The 25369-nt window shown below is 60.9% G+C and carries 23 protein-coding genes; 13 read left to right on the forward strand and 10 right to left on the reverse strand.

The window, feature by feature from the left end:
- The first annotated feature begins 68 nt into the window (after positions 1 to 68).
- The 7 genes from B0D71_RS05985 to B0D71_RS06015 all read left to right on the forward strand — a co-directional run bounded on the left by B0D71_RS05985 (position 69) and on the right by B0D71_RS06015 (position 7390).
- Positions 69 to 1136, forward strand: coding sequence for an LLM class flavin-dependent oxidoreductase (locus B0D71_RS05985; protein ID WP_103393922.1), 1068 nt, complete (start codon positions 69 to 71; stop codon positions 1134 to 1136).
- 74 nt (positions 1137 to 1210) lie between these two features.
- Positions 1211 to 2203: a flavin reductase family protein gene (locus B0D71_RS31720; protein ID WP_240635675.1), complete on the forward strand. Its 993-nt coding sequence runs from the start codon at positions 1211 to 1213 to the stop codon at positions 2201 to 2203.
- A 54-nt stretch (positions 2204 to 2257) separates the two neighbouring features.
- Positions 2258 to 3646: an MFS transporter gene (locus B0D71_RS05995; protein WP_103393923.1), complete on the forward strand. Its 1389-nt coding sequence runs from the start codon at positions 2258 to 2260 to the stop codon at positions 3644 to 3646.
- Between the two features lie 31 nt (positions 3647 to 3677).
- Positions 3678 to 4091, forward strand: a complete 414-nt coding sequence (locus tag B0D71_RS06000; protein WP_103393924.1) for a GFA family protein — start codon at positions 3678 to 3680, stop codon at positions 4089 to 4091.
- A gap of 34 nt (positions 4092 to 4125) precedes the next feature.
- On the forward strand, positions 4126 to 5499 hold the full coding sequence (locus B0D71_RS06005; protein ID WP_103393925.1) for a DUF1329 domain-containing protein: 1374 nt from the start codon (positions 4126 to 4128) through the stop codon (positions 5497 to 5499).
- 209 nt (positions 5500 to 5708) lie between these two features.
- Positions 5709 to 6161, forward strand: a complete 453-nt coding sequence (locus tag B0D71_RS06010) for a hypothetical protein (RefSeq protein ID WP_103393926.1) — start codon at positions 5709 to 5711, stop codon at positions 6159 to 6161.
- A 281-nt stretch (positions 6162 to 6442) separates the two neighbouring features.
- Entirely contained in the window at positions 6443 to 7390 is a 948-nt protein-coding gene (locus tag B0D71_RS06015; RefSeq protein WP_420825130.1) for a helix-turn-helix transcriptional regulator, read from the forward strand.
- A gap of 291 nt (positions 7391 to 7681) precedes the next feature.
- Here the strand turns inward: B0D71_RS06015 and B0D71_RS06020 are convergent, their stop codons facing one another.
- The 7 genes from B0D71_RS06020 to B0D71_RS06050 form a co-directional block, all read right to left on the reverse strand.
- Positions 7682 to 9601 carry a tyrosine-protein phosphatase gene (locus B0D71_RS06020; RefSeq protein ID WP_103393928.1) on the reverse strand — a complete coding sequence of 640 codons (1920 nt, stop codon included), beginning with the start codon at positions 9599 to 9601 and terminating at the stop codon, positions 7682 to 7684.
- A 283-nt stretch (positions 9602 to 9884) separates the two neighbouring features.
- A complete protein-coding gene (locus B0D71_RS31555) occupies positions 9885 to 10373 on the reverse strand; it encodes a hypothetical protein (RefSeq protein WP_205885969.1) in 489 nt (162 codons plus the stop codon).
- Between the two features lie 88 nt (positions 10374 to 10461).
- The gene (locus B0D71_RS06030; protein WP_103393930.1) at positions 10462 to 10908 is read right to left on the reverse strand and encodes an anti-virulence regulator CigR family protein; all 447 of its coding nucleotides are present in this window, start codon (positions 10906 to 10908) and stop codon (positions 10462 to 10464) included.
- A 407-nt stretch (positions 10909 to 11315) separates the two neighbouring features.
- Entirely contained in the window at positions 11316 to 11864 is a 549-nt protein-coding gene (locus B0D71_RS06035) for a cupin domain-containing protein (RefSeq protein ID WP_007982140.1), read from the reverse strand.
- Positions 11865 to 12202: 338 nt separating this feature from the next.
- Positions 12203 to 13501 carry an NAD(P)/FAD-dependent oxidoreductase gene (locus B0D71_RS06040; RefSeq protein ID WP_103393931.1) on the reverse strand — a complete coding sequence of 433 codons (1299 nt, stop codon included), beginning with the start codon at positions 13499 to 13501 and terminating at the stop codon, positions 12203 to 12205.
- Between the two features lie 53 nt (positions 13502 to 13554).
- Positions 13555 to 15045, reverse strand: a complete 1491-nt coding sequence (locus B0D71_RS06045; protein WP_103393932.1) for an aldehyde dehydrogenase — start codon at positions 15043 to 15045, stop codon at positions 13555 to 13557.
- Positions 15046 to 15254: 209 nt separating this feature from the next.
- Positions 15255 to 16631: a glutamine synthetase family protein gene (locus B0D71_RS06050; protein ID WP_103393933.1), complete on the reverse strand. Its 1377-nt coding sequence runs from the start codon at positions 16629 to 16631 to the stop codon at positions 15255 to 15257.
- A gap of 283 nt (positions 16632 to 16914) precedes the next feature.
- On the opposite strand from B0D71_RS06050, the gene B0D71_RS06055 reads away from it, so the two are divergent.
- From B0D71_RS06055 to B0D71_RS06075, 5 genes are all read left to right on the forward strand, one after another.
- Positions 16915 to 17676 carry a gamma-glutamyl-gamma-aminobutyrate hydrolase family protein gene (locus B0D71_RS06055; RefSeq protein ID WP_103393934.1) on the forward strand — a complete coding sequence of 254 codons (762 nt, stop codon included), beginning with the start codon at positions 16915 to 16917 and terminating at the stop codon, positions 17674 to 17676.
- Positions 17677 to 18027: 351 nt separating this feature from the next.
- Entirely contained in the window at positions 18028 to 19170 is a 1143-nt protein-coding gene (gene potA / locus B0D71_RS06060) for a polyamine ABC transporter ATP-binding protein (RefSeq protein ID WP_103393935.1), read from the forward strand.
- Positions 19167 to 20081, forward strand: a complete 915-nt coding sequence (locus B0D71_RS06065) for an ABC transporter permease subunit (protein WP_103393936.1) — start codon at positions 19167 to 19169, stop codon at positions 20079 to 20081. Before potA ends, B0D71_RS06065 begins: the two co-directional genes overlap by 4 nt.
- Positions 20078 to 20962, forward strand: coding sequence for an ABC transporter permease subunit (locus B0D71_RS06070; protein WP_103393937.1), 885 nt, complete (start codon positions 20078 to 20080; stop codon positions 20960 to 20962). The genes B0D71_RS06065 and B0D71_RS06070 overlap by 4 nt, the downstream gene beginning before the upstream one ends.
- 214 nt (positions 20963 to 21176) lie before the next feature.
- On the forward strand, positions 21177 to 22274 hold the full coding sequence (locus B0D71_RS06075) for a polyamine ABC transporter substrate-binding protein (RefSeq protein ID WP_103393938.1): 1098 nt from the start codon (positions 21177 to 21179) through the stop codon (positions 22272 to 22274).
- A gap of 413 nt (positions 22275 to 22687) precedes the next feature.
- Here B0D71_RS06075 and thpR read toward each other — a convergent pair whose 3' ends face one another.
- Positions 22688 to 23230 (reverse strand): RNA 2',3'-cyclic phosphodiesterase, encoded by a 543-nt coding sequence (thpR, locus tag B0D71_RS06080; RefSeq protein ID WP_103393939.1) that lies wholly within the window; start codon positions 23228 to 23230, stop codon positions 22688 to 22690.
- Positions 23231 to 23351: 121 nt separating this feature from the next.
- Here thpR and B0D71_RS06085 point away from each other — a divergent pair, with 121 nt between their 5' ends.
- Complete coding sequence (locus tag B0D71_RS06085; RefSeq protein WP_103393940.1) at positions 23352 to 23546, forward strand: hypothetical protein; 195 nt, start codon at positions 23352 to 23354, stop codon at positions 23544 to 23546.
- 14 nt (positions 23547 to 23560) lie between these two features.
- Here B0D71_RS06085 and B0D71_RS06090 read toward each other — a convergent pair whose 3' ends face one another.
- Together B0D71_RS06090 and B0D71_RS06095 are read right to left on the reverse strand one after the other, a co-directional pair.
- Complete coding sequence (locus B0D71_RS06090; RefSeq protein WP_103393941.1) at positions 23561 to 23914, reverse strand: DUF1428 domain-containing protein; 354 nt, start codon at positions 23912 to 23914, stop codon at positions 23561 to 23563.
- Between the two features lie 17 nt (positions 23915 to 23931).
- On the reverse strand, positions 23932 to 24996 hold the full coding sequence (locus tag B0D71_RS06095) for a hypothetical protein (RefSeq protein ID WP_103393942.1): 1065 nt from the start codon (positions 24994 to 24996) through the stop codon (positions 23932 to 23934).
- Positions 24997 to 25369 lie beyond the last annotated feature (373 nt).

Genomic DNA, 25369 nt, shown 5'->3' on the forward strand with positions numbered 1-25369 from the left:
TATTCATTTTACTCATTGTAAGGCCTTTGATTTAGTGCACCCATCGTTCACACGGCGGGAGCCTCACAATGAATAAGAATATCCCCCTGAGCATGGGTTGGTTCTGCCCAACCCTCGGCGACACCACGGCATTTGGTGATCCAAGCCAGGACATTCCGCGCTCCCTGGAGCACTTCGAACGCGTGGCCATCGCGGCGGAAAACGCAGGTTTCGACTACATGCTGCTCCCGGTAAGCGCGATTTGCTGGGACGCCTGGGTCGTGGCTTCCTACCTGGCCGCGCGCACCACGCGCCTGAAAATGCTCGCTGCACTGAAACCCGGCTATATCCACCCGGTCACCCAAGCCAAGATGATCGCGACGTTCGACCAGCTGTCCCAGGGCCGCATCTACCTCAACCTGATCGCCGGCGTCAGCGACAAGGACGCCTATGCCGAAGGCCAGTTCTCGGCCAAGGAGGATCGCTACGATCAGTTGCTCGAAGAAGTCGAGTTGATGAAGCGCCTGTGGACCGAGCAAGACGTCGAACACAACGGCAAATACTTCCAGGTCCATGGCCCGAAGATCATGCCGTCCACAGTCCAGCAGCCTCACCCGCCCTTCTTCCTCGGCGGTGGCTCGGAGCAGGCCGCGGAGATTTCCGCCAAGCATTCGTCGGTCCATCTGTTTTGGGGTGACTACCCGGAGCGCATCGCCGGGCAGATCGTCGAAATGCGTGCCCGCGCCGCCAAATACGGGCGCGAGGACGAGATCCAGTTCGCCATGCGCCTGCAAATCATCTGCCGCGAAAGCGAGGCGGACGCCTGGGCGGCTGCCGATGCACTGATTGCCGGGGCGGAAAACTCAGCGCTGGCCGCCGCCGTGCAACTGGCGGCCAAGAGCAATTCCGTCGCCAGCCAACGCGCCGCCGAACTGTCCAAAACCGTCGGCCGCAAGATGACACCGCACCTGTGGACCGGGATCACCGAAGTGCGTCCGGGTGCGGGGGTCGCAGTGGTGGGCAACCCACAACAGGTTGCCGCGCAACTGATGGAATTCGTCGAGGCCGGCTGCACCGGTTTCTGCCTGTCGGGTTATCCGCATCACGAGGAAGCCGAGCGCTTTGGCCGTCTGGTCATGCCCTTGCTGTGCCCGTGAACCACAACGTCATCCGAAAACAAAAACAACAATAAATTCACCGCGCCCCCGGCGCGGCGATGGAGTGTCCTTGCATGAACCCTTCGAACTTCGATCCGCGACAGTTCCGCCAGGCCCTGGGCGCCTTCACCACCGGCGTGACCATCGTCACCACCCGTGGCGCCGACGGACAGGACTACGGTCTGACCGCCAACAGCTTCAACTCAGTGTCGATTGACCCACCGATGGTGCTCTGGAGTCTGAACAAGGACTCGTCATCGGCCCACGCCTTTACCGGTTCCAAACATTTTGCCGTGCACATCCTGGCCACCGATCAGGAGCACTTGTCCAACCGGTTCGCCAAGCGCGGCACGGACAAGTTCGCGGATCTGACCACGACACGCGGCCACGACGGGGTCCCGTTGCTCGATGGCTGCTCGGCACGCTTCCAGTGCCGCACCACCTATCAGTATGAAGGTGGCGACCACATTATCCTGGTCGGCGAAGTGCTGGCGTTCGATCGCTTCGACAGCTCGCCGCTGGTGTTCCATGGCGGCGGCTATCGGCGTCTGCTGGAGCCTGCCGCCACGGTGGACCAAAGCGTCTACGGCGATAACTGGCTGGGCTTCCTGCTCGGGCGCGCGTACTACCAGATGCAGCTGCCAATTCGTCAGCAACTGAAAGCCATGGGCATGAGTGACCTGGATTTCGAATTGCTGGGCATGCTCAGTTTTGGTGAGGGAAAAACCCTGACCGAGTTGCGCCGGCTGTTTGAATTCGTCGGCAAGGAGCTGCTTCAGGAACAGCTGGACACCTGGGTGAACAAAGGCCTGCTCATCCCGGAAACGCCTGTCGATGGGGCGCAACGGATTTACTTCACCGAGGCCGGACGACAACTGACCATTGAGTGGCTGGCATTCGCCAAGGCAGCGGAAATGACCGCGCTGGAGTCACTCGACTACGAAGAGGCCCAACAATTGAAACTGCTGATCGGCCGGGTGATCCAGCAAACCGGCGAAACACTGCCGGCGCATTGGCGCAAGGAAAACATCTGGCAGGACAACAACCTCTGGCAACAACCTGGTTGAACGATTTTTGGCACCCGACAGCAAGAACAACCCATGCCATGAGGTCAACACGAGATGTCGAGTTCAACCGGTATCCAGGCCACCACTGCCGCACCTGCCGTAGTGGACCTGCCCAATCGCGGGCAGGCGTATTACACGGTCAGCGTCCTGCTGATTGCCTACATCTTTTCCATCATGGACCGGCAGATCCTGACGTTGCTGGTCGGCCCGATACAGCAATCGTTGCAAGTCAACGACAGCTGGATGGGGGTACTCCACGGCTTCACGTTCGCCGCGTTTTACTCACTGGTCGGATTGCCGATTGCGCGACTGATCGACCGTGGCAATCGCCGCCTGGTGATCACCATCGGTATCGGCTTGTGGTGCCTGGCCACGGCGGCCGGCGGTTTGGCCACGGAGTTCTGGCATTTGCTGCTGGCGCGAATCGGCGTGGCGGTCGGCGAAGCGGTGCTGCTGCCAGGCGCGGTGTCGCTGATCAGCGATTTGTTCACCCCGGAAAAACGCGGTCGCGCCCTGGGTGTATTTGGCACCGGCGCGTCATTCGGTGCCGGTGCAGGGTTGCTAGCCACCGGGTTGGTGCTCGGTTACTTCACCGCGCATCCGCTGACCCTGCCTTGGCTGGGTTTGCTGCAACCCTGGCAAACCACGCTGATGTCGATCGGCCTGCCGGGCCTGCTGGTGTTGCTGCTGATGACCGGCGTCCCTGAACCGCGCCTGCGCAAAAACGCCCAAGGGCTGAGACCGCCCCCCCGGGCAGACGTACCGCTGCGCGACGTGTTCGCGTTCCTGCGGGAAAACGCCCGCACCTTCGTGGCGATCTTTGCCGGTGCCGGCTGCTTCTATAGCGCGGTGTATGGCAGTGGCAGCTGGGTGCCGACCTACTTCGTCCGTGAGTTCGGCTGGAGCTACGCCCGGATCGGCGCCTTGATGGGCGCCATCATGTGCGTTTGCGGCCCCCTCGGCGTGATCATCGCCAGTTGGCTGGGCGAGTACTGGCGCAATCGCGGGGTCGCCAACGCCAACCTGCGCATTGCCTTGCTGGCCAGCGTGGGGTTGGCACTGGTGAGTGTTCCACTGTTGACGGCTTCCAGCGTCGAGCACGCCCTGCCATTCCTGGCCATGGCCGCTACCCTCTGGACCTGCCTGTTCGGCGTCGGTGCCGCGCTGGTCGTCGAAGTTGCCCCGACGCCCATGCGCGGCCAGTTCATGGCGATGTTCACCGGGGCGCTGAGCCTGCTCGGCGCCGGTTGTGGTCCGGTGATGGTCGGGGTCCTGACTGACTATGTATTCAAGAGCCCGAGCGCGATCAGGTTCTCGATCCTGTACGTGATCCTGGCCGGTTGCTGTCTCGCCGCCCTGTTCTTTGCAAGCGCCTGGAACAGCTTTCGGCGGACCACGCAAAAAGCCCTGCAATGGGAAGCCGATCGCCTCCTCCAGCCGTAATCCCTTTATTCACCCCAACGAGAAAACATCCATGAGCACCCTCAATGGCAGTTGCCTGTGCGGCAACGTTCAGTACTCCACCCTCGCAGCACCGCTGATGACTGCGGTCTGCCACTGCAGCGATTGCCAGAAGCAATCGGGCAGTGCCTTTTCCGTCAACGTGCTGGTGCCGACAGAGGGTTTCGAAGTCGAAGGCCGGAGCCTGAGCAGCTACGCCAGCAATGGCGGCAGCGGCCTGCCGGTACGGCGGTTTTTCTGCAGCACCTGCGGTTCTGCGCTGTACAGCGCAATCACCACCATGCCCGGCCTGTTCGCGGTCAAGGCCGGGACCCTCAGCGATGCCTCGGCGCTCACACCCGCCTTGCACATGTTCTGCGCATCGGCCCAACCGTGGGTGGCCATCGACCGCACCCTGACCTGTTATGAGCAGGCCGTCACCGAGTAAACCCGTCCCTCGAATCCTGCGAGCGAAACTGCACATGAAAACAACAAAAACGATGCTGCAAACCGGCGCCCTGGCGCTGTCGCTGATAGCTACCGTGGTCATGGCCAAGGTGTCCCCTGACGAAGCTGCACAACTGGGCGCGACCCTCACCCCCATGGGCGCGGTAAAAACCGGTAACGCCGATGGCAGTATTCCCGCCTGGACCGGTGGCCTGTCCACCAACGCCGGCACGGTCGACAGCAAGGGTTTTCTGAGTGACCCCTTTGCCAGCGAAAAGCCCCTGTTCGTCATCACGGTGGCCACTGCCGAGAAGTACAAGGACAAACTCACCGACGGCCAGCTGGCCATGTTCAAGCGCTACCCGAACACTTACAGGATCCCGGTCTACCCCACCCATCGCACAGCGGCGGTACCGACCGACATCCAGACGGTGATCAAGGCCAGCGCGCTGAACACGCAAGAAGTGGATGGCGGCAACGGGCTGAGCGGTTTTGCCGATAGCCGTTACTACGCGTTCCCGATTCCCAAGAGCGGCGTCGAAGTGCTCTGGAACCACCTGACCCGCTATCGCGGCGGCAACCTCATCCGCCTGGCCACCCGCGTCCAGCCCCAGGCCGACGGCGCGTTCAACATGGTCGAGTTGGAGGACGAAATCGCCTACCCGCGAGAGTTACCAGACCTGGACAAGGGCAAGGCCGACAACATCCTGTTCTATTTCATCCAGCGCGTGACCGGGCCCGCACGCCTGGCCGGCAACGTATTGCTGGTCCACGAAACCATCGATCAGGTGAAGGAACCCCGCGAGGCATGGCTGTACAACGCCGGCCAGCGCCGCGTACGCCGGGCGCCGCAAGTGGCCTATGACGGCCCGGCGACCGCCGCCGATGGCCTGGCCACCACTGACAACTACGACATGTTCAACGGCGCGCCGGATCGCTACACCTGGGAACTGGTCGGCAAGAAAGAGCTGTACATCCCCTACAACAGCTACAAGCTCGACTCGCCAAGCCTCAAGTACGCCGACATCCTCAAGGCCGGGCACATCAATCCGGACCTGACCCGCTACGAACTGCACCGGGTCTGGGAGGTGGTCGCCAAACTCAAGCCGGGCGAACGCCACATCTATGCAACACGCCACATGTACTTCGATGAAGACACCTGGCAACTGGCGGAAGTGGACCATTACGACGGGCGCGGCCAACTGTGGCGCGTAGGCGAAGGACATGCCCAGCAGTACTACCACAAGCAGGTGCCCGGCTACACCGCCGAAGCCCTCTACGACCTGCAATCGGGCCGCTACTCGGTGCTCGGGTTGAAAAACGAAGAGAAACGCAGCATTGAGTTCGGCGCCACGGCGTCCGCCGCCAACTACACCCCGGCGGCGTTGCGTCAGGAAGGCATTCGCTGATTCGGACCCGCAAACGTCGTAGCACATGACCGCTTGCCCTCGCAGGATGCCCGGCACCCTTGCGGGGGCAATGCGTTTTATCCGCTGACAAACGCCCATCACGTCCTTCCAGAAAGGGGAAGCCTCGAACGGACGACGCCATGAACGCGATAAATGAGCTATACCCGCTAATTCCCCCCATTGCAGTTCTTCAACTCAGGAGTTTGGCAATGAAGCTCAGAACCTCTCTGGCAGCACTCATGGTGGCGGCAAGCCTTTTCGGCTGCACCACTTCATCGAACCACGGCGTGAACGTCACGTTGGTCGCCACCCGGCAAAACGCCGGTCAGATCGGCACCGTCACCTTGACCGACTGGGACAAGAAAACCGGGCTCAGTTTCTTCATCAGCGGTGCTCCAACCGGGGTTACCCTGCCCCTGCGTCTTTACTCGTTCATCAATAACGGCAGCTGCGAGCAACCCGGGTCAGTCGCCTACGCGATGAACGACACCGTCAACACCGAACGCCAACCCGTACGCGGCTGGTCTTTTACCAGAACCGCGCCTGTGCCCTTGCAAACCCTGCTGGACGGCAAGTATTCGGTGGTCGTGCGAACGGCTTCGACCGATGGCAACGCCGATATCTTTTGCGGGGATATCAAGGCAACAGAGCCGGTGAAATAGCCGCGGCCATTGCAGGCCAGCCCGCGCCCCGGTACCGCTCGTGCCACCCGTTGTGCAGTACGAGCGGTGGCGTCGGGTGAACGGAGCTGGCGACGACAGCGGCAACAACCGGTAACAAACCTGTCATTACTCACTGATAACGTCCTAGCGCTTTCCCGAACCGCATCCGTTCGATCTCCGATCGGCAGTTCCCCGTACCGGGCTTTGCCCAACCGCTCAAGGTGACACTTCAGGTGTACTCAAGCACGACGCGCAAGCAAATCATCATCAGATCCACCGACATGAGCTGCGACGACTTTGGTGCGTTGTTCTTGAACCTGTTCGGCAACCTTTACTCCGACTCTGCGCCGCCGCCCAAAAGCATCAGCATCGGCGGGGTCTACGGCAGGCACGAAGGTGTCAGCTTTCGTCGCATGCACTTTCACGGTGACTTCACGGTGGCTTTCCCCGCCCCCCTTGATGAAATCACCTTCGTCATTCCCACCGCCGGCAAGATCATCTTCAACCACGTCAGCGAGTCGGTTGGTTTCGCTCAGATCGGCCTGGCCATCGACAAGGCCGAGGTCCGCTCGGCGCGCTTTGTCGACAATCATGCGCAGCACGGAATTTCGATCAGCCGGGCGCTGATCACCGAACGACTGTCGATGCTGCTCGGCAAGCCGATCCTGCAAAAAATCTGTTTTGAGCCCGTGGTGGATCTGAGCGTACCCGCCTTGCAGGGCATCAAGGCACTGGTGGACCTGGCCACCGGAACCGAGTTCGACCTGCTGATCAATACGGGCTCGCTGATGCCTTCACGGCTTCGCGAGATGCTGGTCGACGCGGTGCTCGAAACCTGGCCGCACAACTTCACCGAAGCCCTTCAGCGCCCTTCTCCACTGATAGCGCCGCGACATGTGAAGCTGGCCGTCGAGTACATTCAGACGCATCCCGACCACCTGGCCAGCGGTAAGGAACTGGCGCAGTTGACCAACGTCAGCCTGCGCGCATTGCAGGAGGGTTTTCAGCGTTTCATGGGCACGTCAATCGTTGCCTATCAGCGCCAGGTACGCCTGGAGCGCGCCTATGTCGCACTGTCCCAGGGTGTGTCGCCGTCGGTGACGGACGTGGCCTTGCAACACGGCTTCAGCAATGTCGGCCGGTTTTGCCAGTATTTCCAGAGTGCCTACGGCATCAGCCCCGCAGACGTGAGAAAGGGCCTGCGAACGCGGCCAATACCCGTCAATTGAGGATTTTTGGGAGCAAGCCTGCTCGCGAAAGCGGAGTGACATTCAACATCCAAGTCGACTGACACGGCCTCTTCGCGAGCAGACTCGCTCCCACCATTGATTGGTGCCGAACACAATTCTCGCGTACGACAAAAAAACACTGTGGCAGCGAGCTTGCTCGCGATGGCGTCGTCTCAGGCAATATGGATGTTGAATGCAACATCGCGATCGCGAGCAAGCTCGCACACATTCAATCCGTGTTGCCCACCCATCCTGCGTAACACCGCTCCCACAGATTGCCTAAACTGTTCGTCAGAACAGATAACTGGCCTTCAGGCCGCCATTGAAGCCGTGGCTGTCGCCGCCACCGCTGGCGCCGATTTGCGCACCCACGCTCCATGGGCCCAGGTTGGCCGTGACATTGACGCCACCGGTGAACTGGTCACGGTTGTCGAAGGCGGCTTGCTGTTCAATGTCCAGGCCCAGCAGGTGCCCTTCGCTGTCGATGTCCTGATCGCCCAACACATGCTCGTAGCCCACCTGCACGCCCGGCACCACCTGCCAGGCGCCCAGGGCGACCGGTGCAAATGTTGCGTTGAGGTTGGCCACCGCGCTCTTGCGGGTCTCGTGGATGCCGTCGACGTCCAGGGCCAGTTCGCTGCCTTTCTCCTGGAAACCCGACAGGTTGACGTGGCTGACCCGCACGCCGAGGCTCGGCTCGAGGGTCACGCCGTTCACCGGAACACGGTAACCCAGTGCCAGGGTCGCGCCGGTCAGGTTGCCATGGCTGTCGCCCTTGGCCGTGCCCAGACCGCCGCCAAGTTCGCGCTTGCTCTCGTAATCGAGATAGCCGGCGCTGGCATTGGCATCCACAAACAGACCTCGTTCCAGGCCGTTCGGTGCGAAGCGTGCGCCAACGCTGAAGAACGTCAGGTCGGTATCCGCCTCGCCACCTGCGCCACCGACATTGCCGCTGCTGTAGCCAAAGCCGGCATGGGCACTGAGCTGTTCGGAAAAGCGCTGGGTCAGGCCAATCATCATGCCCTGGCTATGCTCGTTGCTGCTGGAAGCCTGAGACGAACCGTCGGTGCCCAGATACCCCGCCAGGGCGGTGCTCCACAGGCGATACTGCCCGGCCTTGAGGTCGATGCCGCTGGTGAAGGGCGCGGCAGCCTGTTCGATCATCGCGCCCTGGCGCAGCAGATAGCTGGCAGCGTCGGCGTGCACCTGACCGCCGACAGTAGACTCGACGCCGCCGAGGCTGCCCGCATCAATGGCCGACTGCAGGTAGTAGTTGTAGGCGCTGTAGGTGCCCGACAGGTTGCTGTTCTGCAGTTGTTGCAACAACTGCGCGCCGGCCGCGGCGTTGCCCGCCAGGTCCGCAGCGCCAGGCAAGCTGTTGTAGAACACCATCTTGCCGCGCAACACGTAGATGGTTTCCTGAGACAGGCCGAGACCTTCCTTGAGGTAGTTGTCCATCGTGCCGTACTGCGCGGTCACCTGGTCCAGGCCCGCTTGCAGGTAACTGGCATCCACACCGATCAGCGGCCCATAGATGGTCGCCAGGCTCGGTGGCAACGCCGCCAAAGTCGCCTGGATACGCGCAGCGGTGTAGTCGTTGGTCGCCAGGTAGTTGCTCATGATGGTGGCATCGTCGACCCCGGCGATGCTTTGCAGCACAGCGGCGGTCCAGCCCGTACGGTCCTTGCCGGCGGTGCAATGGAACAGCGCGGCACCGTCGACCGTCGCCAGTTCATTGAACAGCTGGTTGAACTCGCTGCGCATCCCCGCGTTCCTGACGAAATCACGGTTGGTGTCCTGCATCATCGCAATGGCTTCGGTGGCGCTATGAAACGCGATGTTGGTGATGTTCGCGCCAGACGTTGAGCCGCCGATGATGTCGATGTTGGTGTACGTCGCGCCCGTGGGCATCGTGTCGGGCGTGGCGGCGATCTCGGTGGGCGTGCGCAGGTCGTAGACCGCCTTGATGCCCACACCATTGAGGGTCGCCAGATCCGCCGCCGACGGGGTCAGCGCATTGGAGCGATAAAACACTCCGCCCCGCATTGTGCCGTCATTGGCCGTGGTATAGGCGGTGGTGAGACCTGCGACATCGCGGAAGTTGTCGATGCTCTTCAGGCGTGGCGTGTTGAGGGGGACAGTCTCGGCAGCCTGGGCGGCGGCGATGGACAGGCTCAAAACAGACAGCGAACACACAAGTCGTTGGAACACAGTGCAGCCTCATTGGAATAGCGTTGGGCTGACTAATATCTACGCTGAATCGGCGCTGAACATGACAAAACGCCTGCGGACGCAAATCACTGCGCGATGTGTCCGGGTGGCTCGTTTTCTGTCCATGTAATGCCCGTTATGCGACCAGTTTTGCTGCCGCAAACCACTGATATGCCGGATGGGAAACGTGCCGGGCAATGTCCCGCGATCAAATTCAAGGTGCAAAAAACCGCTTTTCAGCGGTTTTTTGGCTTTTCAAAAACTGATTTCTACAACCGTGAACTCAATGGGTTTTCTTCGAGCTCGACAGTCCGGCTTTACTCAAGCCTTTGGTGTTGTGATCACCGGGCGTCGAGCCCGAAATAGCCCTGGCCTTGGCGATGCCGCGGGTATCTTTGGAATGGGCGAGTCCTGAGGTCGTGGTGCCATGACCATTATCATCATTGCGCTCACTGCCGTAATGGTTGCCGCTCAGGCCATGATCACGAACAGACTTGCCGGCATGGTCACTGTCCAGCCCGTTGCCGCGACCGTTGCTGCCGGAGTGGCCTGTACCGGCATGCCCGCCACCCACACCGCCGCCGTGGCCACCGCCATTTCCGCCACCGTTTCCGCCACCACCGCCGCCACCGTTTCCACCGCCGTTTCCGCCACCGCCGTCCTTCGCGTATGCGGAACCCATGATCGACAGGCCATCAGGCAGTAAAGGGGCGGCTGCAAGCATCATGGCGCATGACATTACAGCAACGAGACTCTTGTTTTTGAAAAGCATGATTGCTTCCGTAGGAGGTTGATATCGCGTGGCTTATGACGCGATATCCCTCAAACAGTTCAAGCTCGACGACAGGTGGCTGCACACATCAATCGAACGCACCGTTGAGAATTTCATAAACCAGCCCGGTGGCCAGCGCGACCAGGATCAAATCCGTGCCGACTTGCTGCCACTCGTAACCGTCATAGTGGGGCAGCCTGCCGACCAGTCGACCATCCAGCTTTTTGGCGATGCCAGGTGGAAGCGGCTTGCCCCGGGCAAGGTTCTTTTGAATACCCGGTGGTAACGCAGGGCCGGGGCTCCAGTAGCCCGTATTCACGCCGATGATCTCGAGCACGCTGCCGCGATTGATGCTGGGGCCATTACTCCAGTCCCCGCCGCCGGAATTCTTGTTTTTGTTGCCATGACTCCCCTGGTTGCCATGGCTTGCCTTCCCGTTGCCCTGGCCGTTACCTGGATCAGCCAGCGCAGTCACTGAGCCGCTGACCAAGGCCAAACAGGTGATTGCTGCAATCAACGATCGAGACTTGAACATGAGTCGTTCCTTCTTGGCGGGAATATTCCCTGAAATTTAGACGCCATTGACGAAGTTGGTTCCATCGAGTCACCGACCGCCAAACCGACTACGCTCATCCGCTCGAAGCGTTGCAGGCGTTTAGCGAAGATGGGGCATCTTCAGTGTATGCAACTCACTGCGCCTCTGTGGAGAGATCGCCATGATCCGCCCCCTTCTGGCCCGCCTTCAGATATCCATAACGACGACCTACGCAACCAGGGCAGTGCCGTGACGCCTTGATAGAACGGCCTCAAATCGGTCAATTCAAGCCCGATTGCATGATCTTTGGGCGCATAAAAAAATCCGATGCCTGAATGGGCATCGGATTTTTTATCATCCACGGTCAATGCAGACTCAGCGAGCAGCCGAATCACGCCTGGTCGTCATCAGAAGTTCGCCGGCGTATTCGCGCTGATAATCTCCGCCTCATCCGCCCCGATATTGCGAAACCGATGCGGCAAGGTCGTCGGGAAGTAATAGCCATCTCCGGCGTTCAGCACACTCACCTGACCATCCACGGTCAATTCAACCGTGCCGCGCGTCACCAACCCACACTCCTCGCCTTCGGAATGCACGATCGGCTCTTCGCCGGAACTGGCGCCCGGCGCGTATTGCTCGCGCAACAGACGCATCTGCCGGCTTGGCACGGAGGCGCCGATCAGCAGCAGGCGCAGGCCATGGCGGCCGAGGTCGGGCTGTTCGCTGGCGCGGAAGACGTATTGGTGTTCGCGGGGCGGCTGATCGAAGGTGAAGAAGTCGGCCAGGGACATGGGGATGCCCTCCAGCAATTTCTTCAGGGAGCTGACGGAAGGACTGACCCGATTCTGTTCGATCAGGGAGATGGTTGCATTGGTGACGCCGCTACGCCGGGCCAGCTCGCGCTGGGACAGTTTGTAGCTTTCGCGTACTAATTTGAGTCGTGAGCCCGTGTCCATGACAGCCTTATGTGCGTACCGCTTAAGGGTAATGGGGGTGGAGAGCAGGCGCGGATCACGCCGTTTTCCGGTCCCGGAAACGTGAAAGGCGGCTATTAAATCACGTTTGTTCGTAATGCTCAGCAGGTTCGATAAACGGCTGGATAAATAGCCATTCGCCATGAAGTTGCACAACCTGTGGGAGCGGGCTTGCTCGCGAAAGCGGTGTATCAGGCGACATCTACTTTGGCTGATATGGCCTCATCGCTAGCAAGCTAGCTCCTACAGGGGACGGCGGTGTTTCAGGTGTTAAAAAGCCGGCGGCACCTTTTGGGGAGATGCCGCCGGCGAGGTAAAGCTTAGATGCCGAAACGGTCGCGCAGCGAGTAGTACAAGGCGCCGAGGGCGGTCAGCGGCGCCGAGAAGGTGCGCCCGCCGATCATTGGCATGTGCGGCAGCGAGGCAAAGGCGTCGAAGCGCTCGGCGTCGCCACGGATCATTTCCGAGATCAGTTTGCCGGCCAGGTGCGAGCAAGTGACGCCGTGGCCGCTGTAGCCCTGCATGTAGTAGGCGTTTTTCTCGATACGGCCGAATTGCGGCATGCGCGACATGGTCAGCAAGAAGTTGCCGGTCCAGCGGTAGTCGATCTTCACGTCCTTGAGTTGCGGGAAGGTCTTGAGGATCTTCGGGCGAATCAGTTGCTCGATGTCATCCGGCTCACGTGCGCCGTAGACCACGCCACCACCGTACAGCAGGCGGTTGTCAGCGGTCAGGCGGTAGTAGTCGAGCAGGTAGTTGCAGTCTTCGACGCAGTAGTTGTTCTTGATCAGGCTACGCGCTTGCTGCTCCGACAACGGCTCGGTGACGACGATCTGCGAACCGCACGGCATGCTCTTGCTGGTCACGCGGTTGTCCAGGCCTTGCGGCAGGTAGGCGTTACCGGCGATCAGCAGGTACTTGGCCTTCACCACGCCTTTGGCGGTGCGCACGGTGATCGGCTCGCCGTAGGTGATTTCCACCGCCGCCGATTGCTCGTAGATCTTGCCGCCCAGGCCAATGATCGCCGAAGCCTCACCGAGGGCCAGGTTCAGCGGGTGAATGTGCCCGCCTTGCATATCCAGCAGGCCGCCGACGTAGGCGTCGGAACCGACTTCGCGCTTGATGTCGGCCGCGTCGAGCATTTTCAGGTTCTTGTTGCCGTAGCGTTCCCAGCTCTTCTTCTGCTCGGCCAGGCCCTTGAGTTGCTTCTTGTTCATCGCCGCGAAAATGCCGCCGGGACGGTAATCGCACTGGATGTCGTAGTGCTGTATGCGCTGACGAATGATGTCGGCGCCTTCGAAGATCATGCTGCCGAGGACTTCGGCGGTCTTGTCGCCGTAGCGCTCTTCAATGACATCGACGTCGCGGCTGTAGGAGTTGACCAGTTGGCCGCCGTTGCGACCGCTGGCACCGAAGCCGACTTTGGCCGCTTCCAGCACGGTCACGCTGTAGCCCGCTTCGGCAAGGAATAGCGCCGAGGACAGGCCGGTGTAGCCAGCGCCGATCACGCAGACGTCACAGTCCACGGCCCCTTCCAGCACCGGGAAATCGCCGGTGAAGTTACGGGTGGCGGCGTAGTAGCTGTTTACATGCGTTTGTTTAACAGAGTCTTGTTTCATAGGTTTCTCCGATGGCCGCCGGCAACGTGCCGGCGACCGCCGTTTAAAAGGTGTTAGAGCTTGATCCAGGTCGCTTTGAGTTCGGTGTATTTGTCGAACGCGTGCAGCGATTTGTCCCGACCATTGCCCGATTGCTTGAACCCGCCGAACGGCGCGGTCATGTCGCCGCCGTCGTACTGGTTGACCCAGACGCTGCCGGCACGCAAGCCACGGGCGAAGGTGTGGGCCTTGCTCAGGTTGCTGGTCCACACACCGGCGGCCAGGCCAAAGATGCTGTCGTTGGCAATCGCCAGGGCTTCTTCAGCGGTATCGAAGGTGATGACCGACAGCACCGGGCCGAAGATCTCTTCCTGGGCGATGGTCATGGCGTTGGTCACGCCGTCGAAAATCGTCGGTTCCACGTACTGGCCGCCGGTCTCTTCGAGGGTGCGGCTGCCGCCGGCGATCAGTTCGGCGCCCTGCTCTTTGCCGATACCGATGTAGCGCAGCACGTTATCCAGTTGACGCTGGTCAACGACCGCACCAACGGTGGTCGCAGGATCGAGCGCGTGACCCGGCTTCCAGGCTTGCAGGGCTTCCACCAGCAGCGGGATGAACTGCTCGCGAATCGAACGCTCCACCAGCAAGCGCGAACCGGCGGTGCAGACTTCGCCCTGGTTGAAGGCGATGCCGCTGGCCGCTGCCTGTGCAGCCGCGCGCAAATCCGGCGCGTCGGCGAACACCACGTTCGGGCTCTTGCCCCCCGCTTCGGCCCAGACGCGTTTCATGTTGCTTTGCCCGGCGTAGATCATCAGCTGCTTGGCAATCGCCGTGGAGCCGGTGAAGGCCAGTACGTCGACGTCCATGTGCAACGCCAGTGCCTTGCCAACGGTGTGGCCGTAGCCCGGCAGGACGTTGAACACGCCTTTCGGAATGCCGGCGTCGAGTGCCAGCTGCGCGATGCGGATCGCTGTCAGCGGGGACTTTTCCGAAGGCTTGAGGATGAACGAGTTGCCCATCGCCAGGGCCGGGGCGAATTTCCAGCTGGCCATGATCAGCGGGAAGTTCCACGGCACGATGGCCGCGACCACGCCGGCCGCTTCGCGCGTCACCAGGCCAAGCTGATCGTGGGGCGTGGCGGCGACTTCGTCGTAGACCTTGTCGATGGCTTCGGCGGTCCAGCGGATCGCGTTGGCGGTCGCCGGAATGTCGATGCTCATGGCGTCGCTGATCGGCTTGCCCATATCGAGGGTTTCGAGCAGGGCAAGTTCTTCCTGGTTCGCCAGGATCAGGTCGGCGAAACGGATCAGGATGCGCTTGCGCTCGGCCGGGGCCAGGTTGGCCCAGACGCCGGATTCGAAGGTACGGCGCGCCACGGCGACGGCTGCATTGGCGTCGGCTTCGTCGGTGCTGGCGACGTTCGCCAGGAAGCGACCGTCCACCGGACTGATGCATTCGAACGTAGCGCCACTGGCGGCCGCGCAGTATTGGCCGTCAATGAATGCGCGACCTTCAATAGAGAGGGACTGGAAGCGTTGCTCCCAATCGCTGCGAGTGTTTGTCATGGTTGTGACTCGACGCAGGGGAATTGAGTGATCGTCGGACGGACGCCCGCCCAATCAAAAAATGAAATGAGATCCCTGTAGGAGCTGGCTTGCCAGCGATGGCGTCATCACAGTCAACATTGATGGCGTCTGATCCACCGCAATCGCTGGCAAGCCAGCCCCTACAGGGTCGGCGCCGTACACAGTTTTTGTGTACGCCGCCAACGCCGTCAAACGGTGTGCAAGTACCAGTTGTACTCAAGGTCCGAGATGGAGTTCTCGAACTCGGCCAGCTCGCTTTCCTTGCACGCCACGAACACGTCGATGTACAGCGGGTCGATGTACCTGGCCATGACTTCGCTGTCGTCCAGCTCGCGCAGGGCATCGCGCAGGTTGTTCGGCAGGCTCTGCTCGTTCTGCTCGTAGCTGTTGCCTTCCACCGGTGCGCCCGGTTCGATCTGGTTGGTCAGGCCGTGGTGGACACCGGCCAATACCGACGCCATCAGCAGGTACGGGTTGGCATCGGCGCCCGCTACGCGGTGCTCGATGCGCACCGAGTCTGGCGAACCGGTCGGCACACGCACGGCCACGGTGCGGTTGTCGATGCCCCAGCTCGGCGAATTCGGCACATAGAACTGTGCGCCGAAACGACGGTACGAGTTGACGTTCGGGCAAAGGAACGCCATCTGCGCCGGCAGGGTCTCGAGCACACCGCCGATCGCGTGACGCAGTGCGGCGTTCTGCTCGGGATCCTCGCTGGCAAAGATGTTGTTGCCTTCTTTGTCGAGAATCGAAATGTGCACGTGCAGACCGTTACCCGCCTGGCCCGGATACGGCTTGGCCATGAAGGTAGTGTCCATCTCGTGGTCGTAGGCGATGTTCTTCACCAGACGCTTGAGCAGGACCGCGTAGTCGCACGCCTTGATCGGGTCAGCCACGTGGTGCAGGTTGACTTCGAACTGCGCCGGGGCGCTTTCCTTGACGATGGCGTCAGCTGGGATGCCCTGCTCTTTAGCGCCTTCGAGGATGTCTTGCAGGCAGTCGACGTATTCGTCGAGATCATCGATCAGGTACACCTGGGTCGACATCGGACGCTTGCCGGATACCGGCGAACGTGGCGATTGCGGACGACCGTTCACGTTGTCCTGGTCGATCAGGTAGAACTCCAGCTCGAACGCGGCGCAGATGGTCAGGCCCATGTCGTCGAACTTGCGCACGATATTGGCCAGTACTTCACGCGGGTCGGCGAAGAATGGCTGGCCTTCGAGTTCGTGCATGGTCATCAGCAGTTGCGCGGTCGGGCGCTTCTGCCAGGGTTCGATGCTCAGGGTGCCCGGGATTGGGTAGCAGATCCGGTCGGAGTCGCCGATGTCCAGACCCAGGCCGGTGCTTTCCACCGTGGAGCCGTTGATGTCCAGAGCAAACAGAGACGCTGGCAGGTTGATGCCTTTCTCGTAAACCTTATGAAGACTGGTGCGCTCGATGCGCTTGCCGCGCACCACACCGTTCATATCCGCAATCAGAAGGTCGACGTACAAAACCTCAGGATGTTTCTTAAGGAATGCGTTTGCTTCGTTGAGTTGAACGGCACGCAGAGGGACCGACATGATGCACCTATTTTTTACTGTTAATTATTATGTTCACCGCCCTTTCACGAGCCCAGTCAATCCGAAAGGCAAAGTGAAGTCAATAGCGAACACTTGGCCTTTCAGCGTTTATTTTCGGGCACTTCAGAGGCACGAGGGTGCCAGATACTCCCTAAAACGCCCGTAAATCCTGAAGATCGGACGTGCGGCGTTTAGAATTTTTTACATGAGAGTTGTTAATTAAAATCAACAAGGCTAAGCTCCGGAAAAGCTCGTTCAAGTGTCAAACTTCGAGGTGATAAAAATGGCATTCAAGCCATTGATCGGCGTTACTGCGTGCGTCAAACAGATTGGCCTGCACCCCTACCACATCAGCGGCGACAAGTACTTGCGTGCTGTCAGCGTTGCGGCGCTGGGGCTGCCTGTCGTTATTCCTTCTTTGGCTGAACTGACCGAAATCGATGACCTGCTGCCGCAGCTCGACGGTCTGTTGCTGACCGGCTCGCCGTCGAACGTGGAACCCTTCCACTATCAAGGCCCCGACAGCACCCCCGGTACGGAGCACGATCCGCAACGGGACCGCACCACCCTGCCGCTGATCCGCGCAGCCATCGCTGCCGGCGTTCCGGTGCTCGGCATCTGCCGAGGCTTCCAGGAAATGAACGTGGCGTTCGGTGGCAGCCTGCATCAGAAAGTCCATGAGCTGCCGGGCTTCCTTGATCACCGTGAAGCCAACCACCCGGACCTGGCTGTGCAATACGCGCCGGCCCATGCGGTGAACGTGCAGCCCGGTGGCGTGTTCGAAGCGCTGGACCTGCCTGCGGTGTTCCAGGTCAACTCGATTCACAGCCAGGGCATCGACCGCCTCGCACCCGGACTGCGCGCCGAAGCCGTCGCCCCCGATGGCCTGATCGAGGCGATTTCGGTCGAACACAGCAAGGCCTTCGCCCTCGGCGTGCAATGGCACCCGGAATGGCAAGTGCTGGATAACCCTCCTTACTTGAGTATTTTCCAGGCGTTCGGCGAAGCCTGCCGGCAACGGGCGGCGCTGCGTCACTCGAGCTGACGACCCAAACCCACATTCAACGATTGACTGCCCACGCGAGCGGGCAGGCGCTTTTGCGCGTCCCGCTCGCCAGAACAACACACTGCGATAACAACAAGTACTACCAGGCAGCCAGGACGGCGGCGCCGAATTAACCCGGAGGTGGGAAACGCAATTCCCTGTAGGAGCGAGCCTGCTCGCGATGGATGTCCGGACACCGCGGGCATTCAGACTGCCAGCGTCATCGTTGGCGACCATCGCGAGCAGGCTCGCTCCTACAAGGGATCAGCGCGGACCGGCTTCACGGGTTTGCAATCCACTATTAAGCCGGGCCGCGTTGGCCTGGCGACTGAAACCTGTTGGGAGTTTCACATGGCAAACGCCTCCAGCATTTACAGGAAGGCTCTTGAAGGTCACCAGGCACCGAAAAAGGTGTTGGTGAAAGTCGATCGCGTCACCAAGAAATTCGACGAAACCACCGCCGTGGACGATGTGTCCCTGGAAATCCACCAGGGTGAAATCTTCGCCCTGCTCGGCGGTTCCGGCTCCGGCAAATCGACGCTGCTGCGCATGCTCGCCGGCTTCGAGCGCCCGACCGAAGGCCGGATTCTGCTCGACGGTGTCGACATCACCGACATGCCGCCGTATGAACGACCGATCAACATGATGTTCCAGTCCTACGCGCTGTTCCCGCACATGACCGTGGCGCAGAACATCGCCTTCGGCCTCAAGCAGGACCGTTTGCCAGCCGCCGAAATCGACGCCCGCGTGCAGGAAATGCTGCGCCTGGTGCACATGACCCAGTACGCCAAGCGCAAGCCGCACCAACTGTCCGGCGGTCAACGTCAGCGCGTGGCCCTGGCCCGTTCCCTGGCCAAGCGTCCGAAGCTGCTGCTGCTCGACGAACCGATGGGCGCACTGGATAAAAAGCTGCGTTCGCAAATGCAGCTTGAGCTGGTCGAGATCATCGAGCGCGTCGGCGTGACCTGTGTGATGGTGACCCACGATCAGGAAGAGGCCATGACCATGGCCGAGCGCATCGCAATCATGCACCTGGGCTGGATCGCCCAGATCGGCAGCCCGGTCGACATCTATGAAGCACCGGTCAGCCGCATGGTCTGCGAATTCATCGGCAACGTGAACGCCTTCGACGGCACCGTTGTAGAAGACCTGGAAGGTCACGCGATCATCCACAGCCCGGACCTGGAGCAGAAGATCTACGTCGGCCACGGCGTCAGCACCTCGGTGCAGGACAAGTCGATCACCTACGCGATCCGCCCGGAAAAACTGCTGGTCAGCACCGTCAAGCCGGAGAACCGCTACAACTGGTCCAGCGGCAAGGTGCATGACATCGCCTACCTCGGCGGTCACTCGGTGTTCTACGTCGAGCTGCCCGGCGGCAAGATCGTCCAGTCGTTCATGGCCAACGCCGAACGCCGTGGCGCACGTCCAACCTGGGACGACCAGGTCTACGTGTGGTGGGAAGACGACAGCGGCGTGGTACTGCGCGCATGAAAACCTTCAATCAGCAATTTCTGAGACTGGTCCCCAGCGGGCGCAAGCTCGTCATCGGGATTCCCTTCATCTGGCTATTCCTGTTCTTCATGTTGCCGTTCTTCCTGGTGATGAAGATCAGCTTCTCGGAAGCGGCCCTGGCCATTCCGCCCTACTCGGAGATCTACACCTACGCCGAGCAGAAATTCCAGCTGTTGCTCAACATCGGCAACTACACCCTGCTGGGCCAGGACGAGCTGTACCTGTCCGCCTACCTGGGTTCGTTGAAGGTCGCGTTTTTCAGCACGCTGATGTGCCTGGTGATCGGCTTCCCGATGGCCTACGCCATCACCAAGGCCAGCAAGGAAGCGCAGAACGTCCTGATGCTGTTGATCATGATGCCGACCTGGACCGCGATCCTGATCCGCGTTTATGCGTGGATGGGCATCCTCAGCAACAACGGCCTGCTCAACGCGTTTTTGATGTGGACCGGGCTGACTTCGCACCCGATCGAGATCCTCAACACCAACACCGCCGTGTACATCGGGGTCGTCTACGCCTACCTGCCGTTCATGGTGCTGCCGCTGTACGCCAACCTGGTCAAGCATGACCAGAGCCTGCTGGAAGCCGCGTCGGACCTGGGTTCGAGCACCTTCAACAGCTTCTGGAAAATCACCGTGCCACTGGCCAAGAACGGCATCATCGCCGGCTGCATGCTGGTGTTCATTCCGGTGGTCGGTGAGTTCGTGATTCCGGAACTGCTCGGCGGCCCGGAAACCCTGATGATCGGCCGTGTGTTGTGGCAAGAGTTCTTCAACAACCGCGACTGGCCGGTGGCGTCTGCCCTGGCGGTGGTGATGCTGTTGATCCTGATTGTGCCGATTCTGCTGTTCAACCGCAGTCAGGCCAAAGAGATGGAGGCACGGGGATGAAACGCTTCGGATTTTCAAAGTTCATGCTGATTTTCGGCCTGTCGTTTATCTACCTGCCGATGCTGATTCTGGTGATCTACTCGTTCAACGCCTCCAAGCTGGTGACGGTGTGGGGTGGCTGGTCGTTCAAGTGGTATGCCGGTTTGCTCGACAACACCCAACTGATGGGTTCGGTAGTGCGCTCGCTGGAAATCGCCTGCTACACCGCCATCGCGGCGGTGGCCCTGGGTACACTGGCGGCGTTCGTCCTGACCCGCGTTACCCGCTTCAAGGGTCGCACCTTGTTCGGTGGCCTGGTCACCGCGCCGCTGGTGATGCCTGAGGTGATCACCGGTCTGTCGCTGTTGCTGCTGTTCGTGGCCATGGCGCAGATGATCGGCTGGCCACAGGAACGCGGCATCGTCACCATCTGGATCGCCCACACCACGTTTTGTGCTGCCTACGTGGCGGTGGTAGTCTCCGCCCGCCTTCGCGAGCTGGACCTGTCCATCGAAGAAGCGGCCATGGACCTGGGTGCGAAGCCATTCAAGGTGTTTTTCCTGATCACCATCCCGATGATCGCGCCGTCACTGGCGGCCGGCGGCATGATGTCGTTCGCCCTGTCGCTGGATGACCTGGTGCTGGCGAGCTTCGTGTCCGGCCCGGGTTCCACGACCCTGCCGATGGAAGTGTTCTCGGCGGTACGTCTGGGGGTCAAACCCGAGATCAACGCCGTAGCCAGCCTGATCCTGTTGGCGGTTTCCATCGTGACCTTCATGGTCTGGTACTTCAGCCGCCGCGCCGAAGAAAGCCGCAAGCGCGCGATCCAGGAAGCCATGGACCAGACTGCCAGCGAATCCTGGCAGCAACCGAAAAAACAAATGGCAGGCGCGACGGCCTAATCGTCGCTCGGTTAACTGTGGCGAGGGGGCTTGCCCCCGTCCGGCTGCGAAGCAGTCGTAAAACCAGTGACTGCGGTGTAACTGAAACACCGCGGTGTCTGGTTTTGGGGCCGCTTCGCGGCCCAACGGGGGCAAGCCCCCTCGCCACAAAAGCTCGCTCGCCACAGGTTTTGTGTTCACTGTTTTTGAATAAAAAAGAAATGGAGTTGTACCGATGAAAATGTTTGGCAGGACTCTGCTGACACTGTCCTTATTGGGCGCAATCGCCACCGGCGCCCAGGCCAACGACAAGGTTCTGCGCGTCTACAACTGGTCGGATTACATTGGCCCGGACACCGTCAAGAAGTTCGAAGACGAGACCGGCATCCAGGTGACCTACGATGTGTTCGACAGCAACGAAACCCTGGAAGCACGCCTGCTGGCGGGCAAATCCGGCTACGACATCGTCGTGCCGTCCAACAGCTTCCTGGCCAAGCAGATCAAGGCCGGCGTCTACCAGACGCTGGACAAATCGAAGCTGTCGAACTGGAAAAACCTTAACCCGGTGCTGCTGAAAAACGCCTCCGCGAGCGATCCCGAAAACGCCCACGCCATCCCGTACATGTGGGGTTCGATCGGCATCGGCTTCAACCCGCAGAAGGTCAAGGAAGTGCTCGGCGCCAACGCCCCGACCAACTCCTGGGACCTGCTGTTCAAACCGGAGTACGCCGAGAAGCTCAAAGCCTGCGGCATCAGCTTCCTCGACTCGCCAACAGAAATGATCCCGACCGCCCTGCACTACCTGGGCTACCCGGTGAACGATCAGGACAAACAGCACATCGCCGAAGCCGAGGCGTTGTTCATGAAGATTCGCCCGAACGTGGCGTACTTCCATTCGTCGAAATACATCTCGGACCTGGCCAACGGCAACATCTGCGTGGCTGTCGGTTACTCCGGCGACGTGCTGCAGGCCAAGGCCCGCGCCCAGGAAGCCGGGGACAAGGTGAAGATCGACTACAGCATCCCGAAAGAAGGCGCCGCCAGTTTCTACGACATGCTCGCCATCCCGCGCGATGCCGCCAACGTCGAGAACGCGTACCTGTTCATGAACTTCCTGATGCGCCCCGACGTGATCGCCGACATCACCAACAGCATCGGCTACAGCAACGCCAACGCCGCGGCCACGCCACTGGTGGATGAAGCCATCCGCAACGAACCGGGTTCCTACCCATCGGAAGCGGTGATGGCCACGCTCTATGCCGTGCCGGACCAGCCGATCGCCATCCAGCGGATCATGACCCGTGGCTGGACCAAGGTGAAACTCGGGCAGTAATTCACTGAGCAGATTGGCTGAACCTGGAATCGCTTTCGCGAGCAGGCTCGCTCCCACAGGAGGACGCAATCCAAAGTGGGAGCGAGCCTGCTCGCGAAGAGGCCAGAACAGCCAGCACACATTTCAGCTTTACCCATTTCCGTTCACGCAGCGCCTTACCACCGCTGCCTCTCCTGCAAGTAGAACGGCCTCACCTGGCTCCCTCGGTTCAGGTGAATTTGGCGCCCTCGGGCGCCTTTTTTTGGGGCTTTCAATGGTTTGGAGCCCACTTCATTTTCAGCGTGCCGGCGATGGTCGTTAACGATAACGCGTATGAACCGGATAAACGCGGTGCACTTGAGTCCATCGCCAGCAAGCCGGCTCCTAAGGGTATTGCGTTATCTGCCTTCCCGGGATTGCGTGAAGAACCTTTTTTATTGGTGATCAACCAACGACCATTCGGCCAGCGCCCGATAACGGCCCTTGTGGGATTCGAACAGGGTGAATCGATCAGCCCGCAGGAAGAACCCGGGCGGTGTCGCGGACTCCGGCACCGACGCCCGATAATCCCGCGCCAGGGTCAGGTGCGGACGGTATTCCCTTGGGGCTTGCTCCAGCCCGAACGGCAACATCGCCTGTTCCAGGTCATACACCAGACGCAGCAATGCGGGGGTCGCCTGCTGCGGCGCGAGCACCAACGCCCCTGCCCTGCGCCACACATCCAGCCGGTCCAGCACCACCGTCAAACGCTCGCCCGGCGTGCGGATGGACGCCGCAGCGGTGCAGATATCGGCAATTTGCGCCACCCCCACAGCCCCCAGAAACTTCAGCGTCAGGTGAAAGTTGTCCGCCGGTACCGGACGGCCGTTGCGCAGTTGCAGCGCACTGCGCCACTGGGCGATATCCCGGCGCAGGGCCGGGGCGCAGTCCAGCGCGAAGAACAGGCGCTTGAACGGCTCGCGGGTTTCGTCGTTCATACCGCACTCCTTGATCAAAGACTGTCTGAGTGTACTCAACACCCGCCAGCCGGCCAGCGCATTTGTGGCGTCGGGCGGCAGGCGAGTTATAGTTCTGGCATCCCGCAAAACCGGAGGGGCCATGCGACAGATCATCAGCAAAGAGCCGTGGTGGGCCAGGCCGCCCGAGCCAGGCCAGGATGAACTCACGCTGGAATGGGGCTGGCTGGTGCATTACAACGAAGGTGAGCCGCGCTTCGAGTTCATCCGCGAGCGGCCGACGGACGACGAGATCCACCAGCGCAAGAGTTGCAGGATCACCCCGACGCCGGAGTGATCCCGCGTGCGGCGTCAGGCCTGGAGGAGTACTTCGAACCCGCCGTAGACCATGCGCTGGCCATCGAAGGGCATCGGATTGACGTCTGGCTTCATGCGCGGGTCCTGCATCATCTTGTCCATTCCGGCATTTCGAGTGTCCTTGTCCGGCCAGATGATCCAGCCAAAGGCAACGGTTTCACCGTCCTTGAGCTTCACCGACATTGGAAACGAGGTGACCTTGCCTTCGGGGACATCCTCGCCCCAGCATTCGACCACGCTCAAGGCGCCGTTTTCCTTGAAGATCGAGGCGGCGACTTTGGCGTGCTTGATGTATTGCTCACGGTTGGCGGTGGGTACGGCAGCGATAAAACCATCGACGTAAGACATGAGTAATTCTCCTTGGGTCATGGGGTGTTCTGCTGGGTAGTCGATTGCGCTGGTGTCCAATCGACAGTGCCGGCGCTCAAACCGACCGGCGGTTGTGCGCTGCCGCCCAGGCTGCCTTCGATCTGCCCCGCCATGTAAAGCGTGCCGGCCATGACGCCGGTGGTCGGGTTCTGCACCAGTTTCATCCAGGCCTTGTCGAAGGTGTTGCCCAGACTGCTGCGGATCAACGCCTCGCTGTCTGGCCGGTCGTTAGCCTGAATGATCGCGCGAATGGCCGCTACACCAACGGTGATCAATCCGCCGGCGAGTTTGCCGGCGGCGGCGGCCACGGCACTGGCGGCCCCGCGCGGAGCCATCTCGGCTTCCATGCGCTCGCTGGCGCGCTTGGCCACGGGCGCCATCGCGGTGTCGGTCGAACCCACGCCCCTGTCACCGCCAGCCTTATGGATTTTGTCGATCAACGCGGCGTAGGCCGGCAAGGTGACCAGCGATTCTGTTTGCACGATCTGGTACAACGAGGCGTCCCGCGCCGGCGGCGGCCCGAGGGCGATGGCTGGGATTTTCTGGATGCGCCCGTTGAGCTGGGCCATCGGCACGCCATGGCGGGTTGAGATTTTCTGCAGTTCTTCCTTGAGGATGTCGACGTAGAATGCCGCTGCCAGGCCAAGAATCGCATCAGGGTCGATTTCCGCCGCCACCGGGGCCAGGACCTTCTCCTGATAGGCTTCGAGCAGGTAGGCCGCCAGGCGCTTGGCCGAGGCGTCCTGCTCGCCCTTGGCGCTGAGGGTGTACCAGCTGACCTTCATCGACAGCCATTCCTGGGTCCAGTAGCTGCTGAACCACGGAATGAAGTTCTCTTCGGTCTGTTCATAGACCCGTGTGCGCCAGTAATCCATGGCGCCGCGGGCGTAGATTCTGGTCTGCTCGGTGGCCGACTGCGACGCGGCGACGATCTCCCGGTCCACTTGCTGCCAGGTGCTCGCTGAAACGATGACCGGCGCCACTACCACTGGCGCGCGCGGCGGTGTGGCGCACCCTGCCAACACCACCAATACGGCGACGATCAGCGAACGCAGGCTCAAGATTGCGACTTCCTGCAGTGTGCACCGGGCGAAATGCCCGACACTCAGAACCCTCGGTTTAAGTATAGGTGGCGGTGCTCCGCAGGCCGCCTTCGCGAGCAGGCTCGCTCCCACCCTGGTCGGCGGTGAACCTGTGGGAGCGAGCTTGCTCGCGATGGGGCCAGCAGCAACAACACAAAACCCACCATCACTGGCGTCGATATTCACCATCGCCGCGATTGCCTTCCGCTTGAACGCCGTCAGCGTAGGATCAATCCCAAGCCACCACGAAACCCCGATTCGGAGGGGAACATCATGCTGATCCATCTGCTGACCTGCCTGGCCCTGACGGCGTTCACATTGAGCCTGTTTGCCTGGTACGTCCTGAGCGAGG

Source organism: Pseudomonas laurylsulfativorans (assembly GCF_002906155.1).
In the GTDB taxonomy this organism is placed as follows: domain Bacteria; phylum Pseudomonadota; class Gammaproteobacteria; order Pseudomonadales; family Pseudomonadaceae; genus Aquipseudomonas; species Aquipseudomonas laurylsulfativorans.

What these genes read in the sequence shown, in the direction of transcription:
- B0D71_RS06000 (WP_103393924.1), top strand. Translation starts at nt 3,678, where the DNA reads ATGAGCACCCTCAATGGCAGTTGCCTGTGCGGCAACGTTCAGTACTCC.
- B0D71_RS06090 (WP_103393941.1), bottom strand. Translation starts at nt 23,914, where the DNA reads ATGTCTTACGTCGATGGTTTTATCGCTGCCGTACCCACCGCCAACCGT.
- B0D71_RS06005 (WP_103393925.1), top strand. Translation starts at nt 4,126, where the DNA reads ATGAAAACAACAAAAACGATGCTGCAAACCGGCGCCCTGGCGCTGTCG.
- B0D71_RS06070 (WP_103393937.1), top strand. Translation starts at nt 20,078, where the DNA reads ATGAAACGCTTCGGATTTTCAAAGTTCATGCTGATTTTCGGCCTGTCG.
- B0D71_RS31555 (WP_205885969.1), bottom strand. Translation starts at nt 10,373, where the DNA reads ATGCTTTTCAAAAACAAGAGTCTCGTTGCTGTAATGTCATGCGCCATG.
- B0D71_RS06030 (WP_103393930.1), bottom strand. Translation starts at nt 10,908, where the DNA reads ATGTTCAAGTCTCGATCGTTGATTGCAGCAATCACCTGTTTGGCCTTG.
- B0D71_RS05985 (WP_103393922.1), top strand. Translation starts at nt 69, where the DNA reads ATGAATAAGAATATCCCCCTGAGCATGGGTTGGTTCTGCCCAACCCTC.
- B0D71_RS06065 (WP_103393936.1), top strand. Translation starts at nt 19,167, where the DNA reads ATGAAAACCTTCAATCAGCAATTTCTGAGACTGGTCCCCAGCGGGCGC.
- B0D71_RS06085 (WP_103393940.1), top strand. Translation starts at nt 23,352, where the DNA reads ATGCGACAGATCATCAGCAAAGAGCCGTGGTGGGCCAGGCCGCCCGAG.
- B0D71_RS06035 (WP_007982140.1), bottom strand. Translation starts at nt 11,864, where the DNA reads ATGGACACGGGCTCACGACTCAAATTAGTACGCGAAAGCTACAAACTG.
- B0D71_RS06045 (WP_103393932.1), bottom strand. Translation starts at nt 15,045, where the DNA reads ATGACAAACACTCGCAGCGATTGGGAGCAACGCTTCCAGTCCCTCTCT.
- B0D71_RS31720 (WP_240635675.1), top strand. Translation starts at nt 1,211, where the DNA reads ATGAACCCTTCGAACTTCGATCCGCGACAGTTCCGCCAGGCCCTGGGC.
- B0D71_RS06075 (WP_103393938.1), top strand. Translation starts at nt 21,177, where the DNA reads ATGAAAATGTTTGGCAGGACTCTGCTGACACTGTCCTTATTGGGCGCA.
- B0D71_RS06040 (WP_103393931.1), bottom strand. Translation starts at nt 13,501, where the DNA reads ATGAAACAAGACTCTGTTAAACAAACGCATGTAAACAGCTACTACGCC.
- thpR (WP_103393939.1), bottom strand. Translation starts at nt 23,230, where the DNA reads ATGAACGACGAAACCCGCGAGCCGTTCAAGCGCCTGTTCTTCGCGCTG.
- B0D71_RS06055 (WP_103393934.1), top strand. Translation starts at nt 16,915, where the DNA reads ATGGCATTCAAGCCATTGATCGGCGTTACTGCGTGCGTCAAACAGATT.
- B0D71_RS06010 (WP_103393926.1), top strand. Translation starts at nt 5,709, where the DNA reads ATGAAGCTCAGAACCTCTCTGGCAGCACTCATGGTGGCGGCAAGCCTT.
- B0D71_RS06015 (WP_420825130.1), top strand. Translation starts at nt 6,443, where the DNA reads ATGAGCTGCGACGACTTTGGTGCGTTGTTCTTGAACCTGTTCGGCAAC.
- potA (WP_103393935.1), top strand. Translation starts at nt 18,028, where the DNA reads ATGGCAAACGCCTCCAGCATTTACAGGAAGGCTCTTGAAGGTCACCAG.
- B0D71_RS06050 (WP_103393933.1), bottom strand. Translation starts at nt 16,631, where the DNA reads ATGTCGGTCCCTCTGCGTGCCGTTCAACTCAACGAAGCAAACGCATTC.
- B0D71_RS05995 (WP_103393923.1), top strand. Translation starts at nt 2,258, where the DNA reads ATGTCGAGTTCAACCGGTATCCAGGCCACCACTGCCGCACCTGCCGTA.